Raw genomic sequence first — 13,559 nt, 5'->3', positions numbered from 1 at the left:
GTGGAGGCTTATATGGAAATTAAAAAGTTAGAAAATAAGAGAAAAATAAAAAGATCCAAAAAACGAAAGATGATAGTATATATAGTTATAAGCTTATTATGTATAATCTTGAGTTTAGGAGCTTTTTTTTATTGGTATATTGGGAAATTTAGTAATAAAAATAGCTTAGGTGTTATTAAGGGACAAGACTCTATAAACGTATTATTTTTAGGTCTTGATATAGGGGTGGTAGAAGATAAAGAAAGGCGCGATTTAAAACGAACTGATACTATGATGTTGGCACATGTTAATACAGTTGATAACACAGTCAAGGTTGTTTCAATACCGCGAGATACTTTGTTTGAGTATGGTGGAAAACCTCAAAAAATAAATTCTGCCTATGAACTTGGAGGAGATGATTTAGTAAAAAAAACTATAGAAGATATGCTTGCTGTAAAAGTACATTATGTTGCTAAGGTTGATTATGAGGGCTTTAGAGAAATAATAGATGCTATAGGTGGAGTAGAAATGCCTATAGAAAGAGATATGATATATGATGATGACGTGCAAGATCTTCATATACGTTTTTATAAGGGAGATACAGTAAAATTAGATGGGAAAAAATCAGAGGAGTTTTTTAGATGGAGACAAAATAATGATGGTACTGGTTTTAATAATGGTGATTTAGATAGAATAGAAAATCAACATAAATTTATAAATAGACTTTTAGAAAAAGTAAAAGCAGAAAACTCTTTTTCTGACTTTATTAAGATTTTATCTATAATGCCTAAATATATACAAACTGATATGAATGAAGATGCAATTATAAATTATGGAAAGTGTATATTCAAAATAAAGAAAGAAAATTTTAAAGTTACTACGCTTAATGTGTATCCTAAATATATAGGAAATATATCCTATGTTGTTTTTGACAAAACAAAAAATGAGAAAATAATAAAGGATTTTACGGATAGTGTGTCTAATTTTAATAATTTATCAAAGGATAGTGTAAGTATAAAGATTATAAATTCTACTAAAATAAAAGGATTGGCCACAGAACTTAAAAATCAATTAGAAAACAATGGGTATACTAGAATAGATGTAGCTAGTTCAGATTTGGAGAATTCAAAAAGCGAAATACAAATAAAAGATGTAAAATATAAGGCATTAATTTCTAATAATATAAAAATTAAAAAATATGTTGAATTACCTACTGACGAAAAGATATATGATGTTATAATAATTTTAGGAAAAGATTATAAAAAGTTTGGTGAGGAGTAAATAGCTGTGAGTAACTTAAGAAAAACTGTAACTAAAGAATATAATGGTAGAAAAATACGAGAGTTTTTGAAGGAAGAACTTCTTTTGTCAAGTAGATTAATAAGGGGGGCAGCTATAGATAAAAGAATTTTAGTAAATGGCATAGCTGTTAAGATGAATTTTGTTATAAAAGAAGATGATGAGATCGTAATAGATTTAGCAAAAGATGAATCACAGGATTTTGAACCAGAAAAGATGGATTTAGATATAGTCTATGAAGATGAAGATATATTAGTTTTAAATAAAAAGCCTTTTATGGTTGTTCATCCTACAAAGAGTCATCAAAGTGGGACATTAGCTAATGGAATACTTTATTACTTTAAAGAGTCTGGCCAAAACTGTATAGTAAGACTTGTAAGTAGATTAGATATGAATACTTCAGGGCTTATTATAATAGGCAAAAATCAATTTGCACATATGACACTATCAAATGAAATGAAAACAGATAATTTTAAGAAAAGATATTTAGCCTTAGTTCATGGAAATTTAGAGAAAAAAGAAGGTACAATAAATGCTCCTATATACAGACCAGAGTTGGATTCTATAAAAAGGATAGTGGATAGTAAAGGGCAAGAAAGTATAACTCACTATAAGGTTATAGAGAGTTATAAAGATGCAGACTTAGTAGAATGTCTTTTAGAAACAGGTAGAACTCATCAGATAAGGGTTCATTTAAGTCATTTAGGGCATCCTATTTTTGGAGATACATTATATGGAGAAAGTGATGATTCAAGATTAATAGAAAGGCAAGGCTTACATGCTTATGGTTTAGATTTCTTTAGTCCTAGAACAAAAGAGCAGTTAAGTCTTAGGGCTGAATTACCTTATGATATGAAAGAATTAATAAAAAATCTTAAAAATGGTAAATAAATTAATAAAGAGATTCTGCTAGAAAATAAGTGTGGTAATGATTAAAAAACAATCATTACCACACTATTTTTTATTGAAATATTTTTGGTGAAATTTTTTAATTTGTAAATTAATTTTTATATTTATTAATGATTCAGTTATAAATATAAAAAAATAAAAAAAGTATTGACAATATGTGTTAAAAATGCTATTCTGTATTTAACATATAGGAATAGTAGGAATTAAAAAATGATTAAGTTTGTAATCTAATTGATTTGTTAATAGATTTAAAGATTTTATGATACCTTAAAAAATGGTAATATACATACTTATTTAACAAGATAAGTTAAAAATTAAAAAGGAGGACTATTTATGAAAAGAAAAATTGCTTTTTTGGTATCATTATTTTTGGCTACAACCGTAATTACACCAATTAGCGCAAATGCACAAGAAAAAAAGGGGTATTTAAAATCTTTAATTGAGGCACAATCTTATACAAGTGATAAGGGGTTATTTATTCAGTGGGACGAAAGTAAAAATGTTCCAAGATTCATTTCAGGTAATTTGAGTGAGAGTGCTATAACTTCAAATGATTCAGTACAAAAATACTTGCAAGAAAACTTAGACTCATTTAACTTAAAAGGAGGAACTTTTAAGTTAATTAACACAGAAAAGGATAAGTTAGGTTTTACTCATTATAAATATCAATTTCAAGTAGATGGCATTTCAGTATATGGCTCAGAAGTAATAGTTCATGTTAATAAAGATGGTATAATAAATACTATAAATGGACAAACAGAGCCATCTCTTCCAATTGCACAGTATTCTAAAAATTATAAAGTATCAAAGGATGTAGCTTTAAAAAATGCACTAAAAGAAGTTAAGGTTAAAGAGGACAAAGTAACTAAAAATAAAATTGATTCTGTAATATATGAAAGTAATAAAAAGTGGTATTCAGTATATCAAGTAAATTTAGCTGGACAAGGATTCAATTGGATTGTATTTGTTGACGGAGAGAGTGGAAAGACAATAGATAAATATGATAATTTGGCACATGAAGCTGCTGTTGGTACAGGGGTTGGACAACGAGGTGATACAAAGACTTTAAATATAAACAGCATAGGAAATGGATATAATCTTGAAGATGTTTCAAGGCCTGGAAAAGTTACTACCTATGATGCTGATAATGGAATAAATGTTCCTGGAGATATAGTGAAATCTAATACAACTACTTTTAATACAGACAGAGAGGCTGCGGCTGTAGATGCACATTATTACGTTGGTAAATCCTACGAATATTTTAAAAATAATTTTGGAAGAGAAGGGTTTGATGGAAGAGGTGGAGCTTTAAAAGTAACGGTTCACTATGATGAAGATTATTTAAATGCATACTTTGATGGATATGATCAATTAGTATTTGGAGATGGAGATGGCAAAATAGCTGGAAATTTTGCAAAGGCATTTGATGTTGTATCACATGAGTTTACGCATGGAGTAACTGAAAATTCAGCTAAACTAACTTATAGAAATCAAAGTGGAGCTTTAAATGAGTCATTTTCAGATGTTTTTGGTGTAGTAATAGAAAATAAACCTCAGGATTTTTGGACTATGGGTGAAGATTTGACTATACCAGGTCAACCTATAAAGGTGGCTAGAAGTTTATCTAATCCTAAATTATATGGGCAGCCAGATAATATGTCTGGTTATGTAAATACAACTTCAGATGCTGGAGGGGTTCATACTAATTCAGGAATACCTAATAAGGCATTTTATAATATAGCAACAGCTATAGGAACTAATAAAGCAGCTAGTATATATTACAGGGCTTTAACAAGCTATCTATTCTCATCTGCAAACTTTACTGATGCTAGATCAGCAGTTGAAAAGGCTGCCTTCGATTTATATGGTGCAAATGAAAAATGGTATGCTAGTAAAGGGTTCTATGATGTTGGAATAGGTAAAGATCCAGGAGCAAATCCAGGGACAAACCAAACTTTAAAGGCAGCAAATATATCTGTAGACAATGCAAATAATACAGGAAATTATAATTTGAAGTTAGTAATACCTAAAGATAATACAGCTAGAACTGTAAAATTAATAGAAAATAGTGTAACTACAATTTTATCTCAAAATATAGATGTTACATTAAATGATGTAGTTATTAATAAAGCATTTTCAAATAAAGAAGCTGGAAGTTATAATTATTTAGCTGAAGTTAGTGACGGAACTAAAACTGTTACGTCTGAAATTAAAGTAACAGTTACTAAATCACAAGTACCAGTATTGCAAGGAGCTGAACTTTCAGTTGATAAACCAATTAATGATGGAAATTATGTGATTTCTATAAAACTACCTAATAATAATACAGCTAAAACAGTAAAGCTTTTTGAAAATACAGCTATAAGACCTGTATTAACTAAATCAGTAAGTGTAGTAGAAAATCCACTAAGTATAACAAAAGTATTTAGTAATAAAAAAGAAGGCTTATATAATTATAAAGTAGAAGTTTCGGATGGGAAAACAGTTAAAACAGATACAATTGTAGTTAATGTGAAAAAGTCAAAATTAGGAATTAGTAGTTGGGAGGAGAACGGTGTATATAAAATAGGTGATAAAGTAATTTATAAAGATAATTCATATACTTGTATACAATCTCACAATGCACTACCTAATTGGACACCAGATATAGTGCCTGCACTTTGGGGAAAACAATAAAAATCTAAATTCAAGTGATTAAATTTAAATAAATAAAAGCTCCAATTGTAGAGAGGTTGATTCTACAATTGGAGCTTATTATTTCAATACTATTTATCTTCTTCTAATTTTTTCTTAGCTTTTAATTTTTTTATTTTATATAAGGTAGCAAAAGCAGATAATGAAATCATTGCTATGCCTAAACCTAAAAGAAGTTTTCCTTGTGGGGTTGAAAGTTTTGATGGTTCAGTATATGTTACATCAACACCACTAGAAAGAGGAATAGTAGAAATTTGCTTATTATTAACATTAATATTTGCAGAAAGAATATTATCACCTTTTTTAAAGCTAGCTTTTGATAAATCTTTCTGTTCTAATGATACACAAGCCTTTAAATCCTTTATTTTTTCTTCTAATGTTTCATTAGGTTTAAAGTCAGACTTTTTAGTAACATAGTAAATATCTTTAGTGCAAATAAGAGGAACCTTGGTTTTAGCAGCCTCGCAAGAAGCTATTTCATTTCCTTTTGAATAAAGCTTTATTAAGTCGAAGTTATCAAAGCCATAGTCAAATAATTTTTTAGCTTCAGGAAAATAATCTTTTTTAGAATCAGATCTCAAAATTGATAAAACTAAAAGTTGACCATTTTTTTCTGCAGCAGAAGTATATGTATGTTTTGAAAGTGTTGTATATCCAGTTTTACCTGAAACAGCATATTTATAAAAATGAGGAGTATTTAAAATAAGTTCATTTTTATTATTAACCCATTTAATAGAGTTATCAATATTGCTTGGTGGAAATTGATACAAAGGTTTCCTTGATATTTTTACGAAGGTGTCATTTTTTACTACAGTTTTCATTATAAGAGATAAATCATAAGCTGTAGTTACATGACCTTCTTCATAAAGTCCAGAAGCATTTACAAAATTAGTATCTAAAGCTCCTAATTCTTTCGCACGCTTGTTCATAAGTTCAGCAAAAGATTTTTCGCTTCCAGATACAGATTCTGCAAGAGCAACAGCACAATCATTAGCAGATTCTAACAAAAGTCCATGTAATAAATCGTTTATAGTATATATTTCACCCTCTTTAAGTCCTACTCTAGTACCTTCTGCAAATGTAGGATTTTTACCAATAGTAACTTTTTCATCTAATTTCTTATTTTCAAGTATAAGAAGTGCAGTCATAATTTTTGTTGTAGATGCAGGTGCTAATTGTTTATGTTCATTTTTACCATAAAGTAAAGTTCCAGTAGTTGCATCTATAAGTGCAGCACCTTCACATTCAAGTTCTGGTATTTCCTGAGTGGCATTTGCAATTATAGGTTTAAAGTTAAATAAAAACATAAAAACCATAAAAAAACTAAATACTTTTTTCATAATATCCCCCTAAAGTAATCATTTTCGACATAAAACATTATAACAAAAAAAATTTTAAGAAGCTATAAAAAAGTCGTAAATATGGCAATAATTAAAAGTATAGTTACAAATTTAAGGAGGTAACATATTTTGAAGTTAAAAAATAAGGAAAAAATAATAGGAGCTATAATAATAGGAGTTATAGCTTTAGTATTTCTAACTGTTGGATATTATACAACAAGACCTCAAAAATTAAATCAGAAAGATATGGAAGAAATTTTTGTGGATTCAAAAGTTAATAAAGATAATAGTAATAATAAAACAAAAGAAGGAAAAGAGAATAAAAAGGATAAAGCGACTACAGAAGATGAGTTTATAACAGTAGAAATTAAAGGTGCTGTAAAAAAACCAGATGTATATAAACTTAAAAAAGGAGCAAATGTAAAGGAACTTATAGAAGTAGCTGGTGGATTAACAGAGGATGGAGATGATACTAATATAAATAGGGCAACCGTTTTAAAGAATGAGCAATGTATAGTAGTAGTGTCCAAAAACAATCAAAATTCTAACAAAATACAAAATAATAAAATTTCAAATAATATATTAAATAATGATAAGCAAGAAAAAAGAATAAACTTAAACTCTGCAACAATAGAGGAGTTAGACAGTTTACCAGGAGTGGGCAAGGTAACTGCTGAAAAGATAGTGGAATATAGAGAGAGCAAAGGAGGTTTTAAAACTATAGAGGAATTAAAAAATATAGGCGGACTAGGTGATAAAAAGATAGATAAATTTAGGGATAAAATAGATGTAAAATAAATAATGGCTATTGTAATCTTAAAAAGAACACCTCATTTTTACATATTATAAGAAATTTATTATGGAATAATGAGTAGTCAAAAAATTAGAAAATTTAAAAAAATAAAAATTCAGACTATTGACAGGAAACGTTTGCACTGTTATAATTTATTCATGAGCAAACGATTGCAGAAGCAATAAATAAAAAAACGAGGGGTGTTAATAAAATGAGGAATGTAAAAAGAATAATTGCATTAGCATGCACATTAAGTTTAGGAATGGGGATGTTTGTAGGTTGTGGCAAAAATAAAGATGCTGCAAATAAAGATGTCACAATAGATGTTTTTCAATTTAAAGTAGAAGCGAAGGAAGCTTTAGAGAAGGCTACTAAAGAATATATTAAAGAAAATCCAAATGTGAAAATAAATGTACAAACCGTAGGAGGAGGAGAGGACTACGGTGCTGCTCTAAAATCTAAGTTTGCGTCAGGAGAAGAACCAACTATTTATAATATAGGTGGTGCACAAGATGTTATTGATTGGAAAGAAAAGTTAGAAGATTTATCAGGTGAACCTTGGGTTTCGCAAGCTTTTGATGGAACATTAGAGGCAGTAAAAAAAGATGGAAAACTATACGGTATGCCATTTAATCAAGAAGGTTATGGTCTAGTATATAATAAAGAAATATTTAAGAAAGCGGGAATAGATCCAAATACAATAAAGACTTATGCTGATTTAGAAAAAGCAAGTGATACCTTAAATTCTAAAAAAGCTGAATTAAAATTAGATGCAGTTTTTGCATTGCCAGGAAAAGAGAATTGGGTTACAGGACTTCACTTATCAAATGTAGCATTTGCTAATGAATTTGAAAATGTAGTTAAAGCTTTCGAAGCAAAGAACATAGATTTCAAATATAATGCAGAGCTTAAAAAATTATTAGATTTACAAATTAAATATGCATTTAAACCTGATAATACAAACAAATCAATAAACAGTGTAGATTATGCAACACAAGTAGAAAAGAATTTAGCATTAGGTAAAGTTGCTATGATACAACAAGGAAACTGGGCTTTTGGTTCTATAGATGGAGTAGACAAAACTTTATCACAAAATGTAGGTATATTACCAATGCCGCTTGATAAAGTAAAAGAAGGCGCTATTCCAGTTGGGGTTCCAATGTATTGGGCTATTAATTCTAAAAAAGATGATGACACTAAAAAAGAAGCTAAGAAATTCTTAAATTGGTTATATACTTCAGATAAAGGTAAAGAAATGATTATAAAAGACTTTAAATTCATACCAGCATTTAAAGGTTATGATTCAGAAAATTTACAACCAGCAGATCCACTTGCTAAAGAGGTTTTAAGATATGCTAAAGAAGGAAAAACTATGCCATGGGTATTTATGGGTTATCCAACTGGTTGGGGAATGGACAAGCTAGGAGTAGATATTCAAAAATATATAGCTGGAGATATGACTTGGGATGCATTAGTACAAGACGCTAAAAAGACATGGCAAGAAGCTAGAAAGTAGTACTAATAAATAAGGGTTGCTTGAAACTTTGTTTTAAGCAACCTTAATAATAAGAATATTAAAAAGAGGGGAAATGTTTATGAAAAAGAATAATATCTCATTTTGGTTATTTGTAGGTCCAGTATTAATTGCATTTTCATTAGTAGTATTAGTTCCACTTATTTTTGGTATATATTATTCTTTTACAGATTGGAATGGAATTAAAAGTAATGTAAATTTAATAGGTTTTGATAATTATATAAAAGCATTTAAAGATGAAAGTTTTATGAAATCATTTTTATTTACAGTAAAGTTCACAGTTGTTTCTGTTATAGTTTTAAATGCATTAGGATTTGGTCTTGCTATGTTAGTTACTAGAGAGATGAAAATGAGTAATTTTTTAAGAACAGTATTTTTTATGCCAAACCTTATAGGAGGACTTATACTTGGATTTATATGGCAATTTATATTTAAAGAAGTTTTTGCAGGTATTGGTAATGCGATGGGACAATCTTGGTTGCTTGGATGGCTTTCAGATGGTACAACAGGATTTATAGGACTTGTAATACTTATGAGCTGGCAAATGGCTGGTTATTTAATGGTTATATATATAGCTGCTATACAAAATATACCTCAGGATTTAATAGAAGCATCTAAAATAGATGGAGCTAAACCTTTTGAAAGAATGAGACATATAGTATTGCCTTTAGTCAGACCAGCAATTACTATAAGTATATTCTTAACATTATCAAATTCTTTTAAACTTTATGATCAGAATCTTTCACTAACAGGTGGAGGTCCTGCCAATGCAACTCAAATGATGGCTATGAATATTTATAATTCAGCTTTTAAATTCAATCAGATGGGGGTTGCCCAAGCTAAGGCCTTTATACTATTTTTAATAGTTGGGATAATAACATTAACTCAAGTTTATTTCTCCAAGAAGGGTGAGGTGGAAGCATAATGAAAAATAGTAAGGTAGCTTCAAATAGTAAAAAACCTTTAAATATAAAAATAAGCACTGTAATATACACTATAATAGGGTTGGTGTTAGGAGTTTTATTTTTATCACCGTTTTATATAATATTTATAAATTCTTTTAAAAGCAAGAAAGAATTATTTGCAAGTACATTATCAATACCAAGTGTATTTACCTTTGATAATTATAAAGAAGCTTTTACAAGGCTAGACTTCTTTAAAACAGTAGGTAATTCATTATTTATCACTGTAATTAGTATAACGCTTATAATAATATTTGGTTCAATGGCAGCGTGGATGCTTGAAAGGACTAGATCAAAAGTTAGTAATATAATATTTTTCTTATTTATAGCTTCAATGCTTGTACCATTCCAAGCAGTTATGTTACCTCTAGTTAGAATTATGGGACAATTACATTTGCTTAATATGGGTGGTATAATATTCATGTATGTAGGATTTGGAGCGTCGCTTTCAATATTTTTATATCATGGCTTTGTAAAAAGTATACCTAAAGAACTTGATGAAGCAGCTATGATAGATGGATGTAATAAGTTTCAAACATTCTTTCATATAATATTTCCACTACTTAAACCGACTACAATAACAGTTGCAATTTTAAATGTAGTTTGGATTTGGAATGACTTTTTATTACCATCTTTAGTTATAAATAAACCAGGTACACAAACTATACCTCTTAAAACATTCTTCTTTTTTGGAGAATATACAAAACAATGGAATTTAGCATTAGCAGGCTTAATGCTTACTATAATACCAGTAATAATATTTTATTTCATAGCTCAAAAGCATATAATAAAATCTATAACAGCTGGTAGTATAAAATAGTAATAGGAATTAAAAGGTGTCCGTAGTGGCACCTTTTAATTATTTAGATTATAAGAGATAATATAACGGTAAATGCAAAAAAATAAAAAAGTTCAATTATGTAAGGCAGAGTGAAGGGAATTTATGTGTAGCTTTTTATTGACATATTGTTATATTAAGGTTTAATGTTATAATGATAATAAAATACATGGAAAAATAGGGGAGTGTAGTAATGAGTGTTACAATAAAAGATGTAGCAAGGGAGGCTAATGTGGCTCCTTCAACTGTTTCAAGGGTGTTAGCAGGAAATCCAAGAATAAGTGAAGCAACAAAAATTAGGGTAATGGAAGTAGTAGAAAAATTAAATTATCATCCGAATGTTATAGCAAGAAGTTTAGTGAACAATACAACTAGAACTTTAGGGCTAATACTTCCAACAGGGGAAGATAATCTATTTAAAAATCCTTTTTTTATACAAGTAATGACAGGTATAAGTGTTTATGCTCAAAAAAGAGGGTACTCTATTATGTATGCTTTTAGTAAAGATGAAGATGAAGAGCTTAATTTTATTATTAGATATATAAATTCAAAGCAAGTAGATGGAATTATATTACTTACATCACGGACAAATGATAAATGTATAAAATATTTAAAAAGTGAAGATTTTAAATTTGTAGTTATAGGGAGACCTGATGAACAAGAAGATATTCTTTGGGTTGATAATGATAATGTGAAGGCAATGGAAGGCGTGGTAGAAGATTTAATAGTTAAAGGTAATAAAAGTATTGCTTTTATTGGAGCAGGTAAAGAACTTAATGTGTCAATAGACAGACTACTTGGCTATAAGAATGCACTTAAAAAACATAATATAGTTTATGATAAAAAGTTAGTTATGCAGATGAATGATTTTAATGAGGAAGAAGGAGCAATTGCTTGTAATAAAATCTTAAAATATAAAATTCCAGATGCTATAGTAACAACAGATGATTTATTAGCATTTGGTGCAAATAAATCTATAAAAAATAATAATATTAAGGAACATATAGACATACTAGGCTTTAATAATACACCTCTTGCTGAGTATCAAATACCATCGTTATCATCAGTTGATATAAATGCAAAAAAACTAGGGTATTATGCGGCTAAAATTCTTATTGACAATTTGGAGAATAAACATAATGATGAAACGAATTATATTATAGAAACTAACCTTGTAAGAAGAGATTCTATAAGATAAAATGAACTCCAGAATTTTGGAGTTCATTTTATTTTTATAATAATCTGTTTAATGAAAATAATTAGATTTGAAATCTTTTTAGAGTTTGTGTGAAAAGTCTATTAATTTCTGGTGATTTGAAGAAGTAAAACAATAGTTTTAGTAAACTTATACTGTCTTATAGTGATTAAACCATATACATTAACTCATAGTATTCTCTAAGCATTCTTTCTATTGCAAAAAATTCTCTACAGTCAACTATAGAAGACTTCATCATTTCAATCCATTTATCTCTATAATCATAGTAAGTAGGGATAACCTTATTTAGTAAAACATCATATAGACTCTTTAAATCATGATTATCTAATTCGTCTAAGGTTGTAAAATCATCCACACCTTTTCCATCACCGAAGCTCCATCCGTTTATTTCTTCTCTGCAAGCTTCAGGCCACCATCCATCTAGTATAGAAAGATTTAGTACACCGTTTATAGCAGCTTTCATACCAGAGGTTCCAGAAGCTTCTAAAGGTCTTCTTGGGTTATTAAGCCAAACGTCAGAACCGTTAGTTAACATTCTACCAATTGCCATATCATAGTTTTGAAGGAAAACTACTGAATTTGGATATTCTTTTGAGAATCTTACTATTGTTTGAACTATTTCTTTTCCTGTATCATCAAGTGGATGAGCTTTACCTGAAAATACTATTTGAATCTTACCGGATTTTAAAAGTGGTTCTATAACTTTTTTATCAGAGAAGATTAAGTTGCTTCTCTTATAAGGAGCAGCTCTTCTTGAGAAACCTATTAATAATTTATCCTTATCAAGCTTAACGCCATTTCTTTCATAAACAAAGTCTATAAGAGCTTCTTTATTTTTTATATGAGCATTCCATAGTCTATTATTTATATCAGAAGTTGTATAACCTTGAGCAAGCTCTTTTCCAAGCTTAAGCATTTCCTCACCCACCCAAGTTGGAAGGTGAATAGCATTTGTTATACCTATTATTTTAGAAGCATCTTCTATATGTGCCCACATTTTATTTGAAGTTTCTTTATGAAGCTGAGCAACACCATTAGTTATCTTAGAAAGTCTTAAGGCTGCCACTGTCATATTAAATGGAGCTCCACCAATTTCAACTAATTGTTCTATAGTTAAGCCATTATTTGCTCCCATATACATTAGTCTATCAATAGGGTGAGATTCGTTTCCCTGGATAATAGGAGTATGGGTAGTGAATACCACTTCTTTTCTAGTAGCTTCGTAAGCTTCCTTGAAGCTAAAACCTTTTTCTATTTTTTCTCTTAATAATTCAAAACCAGCAAACACAGCATGACCTTCATTAAAGTGATATACTTCAGCAGGATAGCCTAAAACTCTTAAAGCTCTAACACCACCAATACCAAGAACCATTTCTTGAGCTATTCTTTCTTCACCAAACCAACCATAAAGTTGACCACAGATCCAAGTATCTTCATTTTCAGGAATGTCAGTATCTAAAAGATATAGAGGACAAACTCCGAATTTATTTACTTTCCAAACTTTACAGTAAACTTTTCTTTCTCTTATAGTAACATTAACAGTAACACCTGTATCTTCTAGACAATCTTCATAATCAGTATTTACATAAGAATCATAAGCTTTACCTTTTTCATTTATATATTGATCAGTATAGCCTTGTTTCCATTTGATACCTAATCCAACCATAGGATAGTTGTTATCTCCGGCTCCTTTCATATAGTCTCCGGCTAATATTCCAAGGCCACCAGCATAAGTTTTAATTGCGCTGTCTAAAGCATACTCCATACAAAAATAAGCAACATTAGGTAAATTATTCTTATCCATATTTACACCTCTCATATAATATTTTTTAAGTTATAAATTTAAGATTTACAAATAACTTTAATAATTTATTTAAGTTACTTGTATATATAATATCTATTAGTTTTATTATTCTAGAATTGAGCTTATTAAAATTGTATATAGTTTATGAGAGCATTGGATTAATTTTTAGTAAATTGGGGCCATAAGGCGGA

The 13,559-nt window shown here is 29.1% G+C and carries 10 protein-coding genes; 8 read left to right on the top strand and 2 right to left on the bottom strand.

Annotated features, from left to right (window positions below; translation table 11 throughout):
• The first annotated feature begins 12 nt into the window (after positions 1-12).
• The 3 genes from BUB01_RS01805 to BUB01_RS01795 all read left to right on the top strand — a co-directional run bounded on the left by BUB01_RS01805 (position 13) and on the right by BUB01_RS01795 (position 4,863).
• Entirely contained in the window at positions 13-1,260 is a 1,248-nt protein-coding gene (locus BUB01_RS01805) for an LCP family protein (protein WP_072984687.1), read from the top strand.
• Between the two features lie 6 nt (positions 1,261-1,266).
• Positions 1,267-2,169 carry an RluA family pseudouridine synthase gene (locus tag BUB01_RS01800; RefSeq protein WP_072984685.1) on the top strand — a complete coding sequence of 301 codons (903 nt, stop codon included), beginning with the start codon at positions 1,267-1,269 and terminating at the stop codon, positions 2,167-2,169.
• Positions 2,170-2,520: 351 nt separating this feature from the next.
• Positions 2,521-4,863: a M4 family metallopeptidase gene (locus tag BUB01_RS01795; RefSeq protein WP_072984683.1), complete on the top strand. Its 2,343-nt coding sequence runs from the start codon at positions 2,521-2,523 to the stop codon at positions 4,861-4,863.
• An 89-nt stretch (positions 4,864-4,952) separates the two neighbouring features.
• Here BUB01_RS01795 and BUB01_RS01790 read toward each other — a convergent pair whose 3' ends face one another.
• A complete protein-coding gene (locus BUB01_RS01790; protein WP_072984682.1) occupies positions 4,953-6,221 on the bottom strand; it encodes a D-alanyl-D-alanine carboxypeptidase family protein in 1,269 nt (422 codons plus the stop codon).
• Between the two features lie 129 nt (positions 6,222-6,350).
• Between BUB01_RS01790 and BUB01_RS01785 the strand changes: the two genes are divergently transcribed.
• The 5 genes from BUB01_RS01785 (at position 6,351) to BUB01_RS01765 (ending at position 11,546) form a co-directional block, all read left to right on the top strand.
• Positions 6,351-7,019 (top strand): ComEA family DNA-binding protein, encoded by a 669-nt coding sequence (locus BUB01_RS01785; RefSeq protein WP_084108163.1) that lies wholly within the window; start codon positions 6,351-6,353, stop codon positions 7,017-7,019.
• A 206-nt stretch (positions 7,020-7,225) separates the two neighbouring features.
• Positions 7,226-8,530, top strand: a complete 1,305-nt coding sequence (locus BUB01_RS01780; protein WP_072984678.1) for an ABC transporter substrate-binding protein — start codon at positions 7,226-7,228, stop codon at positions 8,528-8,530.
• Between the two features lie 79 nt (positions 8,531-8,609).
• Positions 8,610-9,473 carry a carbohydrate ABC transporter permease gene (locus tag BUB01_RS01775; protein WP_072984676.1) on the top strand — a complete coding sequence of 288 codons (864 nt, stop codon included), beginning with the start codon at positions 8,610-8,612 and terminating at the stop codon, positions 9,471-9,473.
• Positions 9,473-10,330, top strand: a complete 858-nt coding sequence (locus BUB01_RS01770; RefSeq protein WP_072984674.1) for a carbohydrate ABC transporter permease — start codon at positions 9,473-9,475, stop codon at positions 10,328-10,330. Before BUB01_RS01775 ends, BUB01_RS01770 begins: the two co-directional genes overlap by 1 nt.
• Before the next feature lie 211 nt (positions 10,331-10,541).
• Entirely contained in the window at positions 10,542-11,546 is a 1,005-nt protein-coding gene (locus tag BUB01_RS01765; protein ID WP_072984672.1) for a LacI family DNA-binding transcriptional regulator, read from the top strand.
• A 166-nt stretch (positions 11,547-11,712) separates the two neighbouring features.
• Here the strand turns inward: BUB01_RS01765 and glgP are convergent, their stop codons facing one another.
• Complete coding sequence (gene glgP, locus BUB01_RS01760; protein WP_072984670.1) at positions 11,713-13,368, bottom strand: alpha-glucan family phosphorylase; 1,656 nt, start codon at positions 13,366-13,368, stop codon at positions 11,713-11,715.
• Positions 13,369-13,559 lie beyond the last annotated feature (191 nt).

It is taken from the genome of Clostridium cavendishii DSM 21758 (assembly GCF_900141845.1).
Lineage (GTDB): Bacteria > Bacillota > Clostridia > Clostridiales > Clostridiaceae > Clostridium_AG > Clostridium_AG cavendishii.
Note: the sequence above shows the minus strand (reverse complement) of the source record. Positions and strands in the feature narration are given on the sequence as shown.

Excerpts from the sequence above, each read along its gene's own strand:
- BUB01_RS01805 (WP_072984687.1), top strand. The coding sequence starts at position 13 with ATGGAAATTAAAAAGTTAGAAAATAAGAGAAAAATAAAAAGATCCAAA.
- BUB01_RS01795 (WP_072984683.1), top strand. The coding sequence starts at position 2,521 with ATGAAAAGAAAAATTGCTTTTTTGGTATCATTATTTTTGGCTACAACC.
- BUB01_RS01790 (WP_072984682.1), bottom strand. The coding sequence starts at position 6,221 with ATGAAAAAAGTATTTAGTTTTTTTATGGTTTTTATGTTTTTATTTAAC.
- BUB01_RS01780 (WP_072984678.1), top strand. The coding sequence starts at position 7,226 with ATGAGGAATGTAAAAAGAATAATTGCATTAGCATGCACATTAAGTTTA.
- BUB01_RS01775 (WP_072984676.1), top strand. The coding sequence starts at position 8,610 with ATGAAAAAGAATAATATCTCATTTTGGTTATTTGTAGGTCCAGTATTA.
- BUB01_RS01770 (WP_072984674.1), top strand. The coding sequence starts at position 9,473 with ATGAAAAATAGTAAGGTAGCTTCAAATAGTAAAAAACCTTTAAATATA.
- BUB01_RS01765 (WP_072984672.1), top strand. The coding sequence starts at position 10,542 with ATGAGTGTTACAATAAAAGATGTAGCAAGGGAGGCTAATGTGGCTCCT.
- glgP (WP_072984670.1), bottom strand. The coding sequence starts at position 13,368 with ATGGATAAGAATAATTTACCTAATGTTGCTTATTTTTGTATGGAGTAT.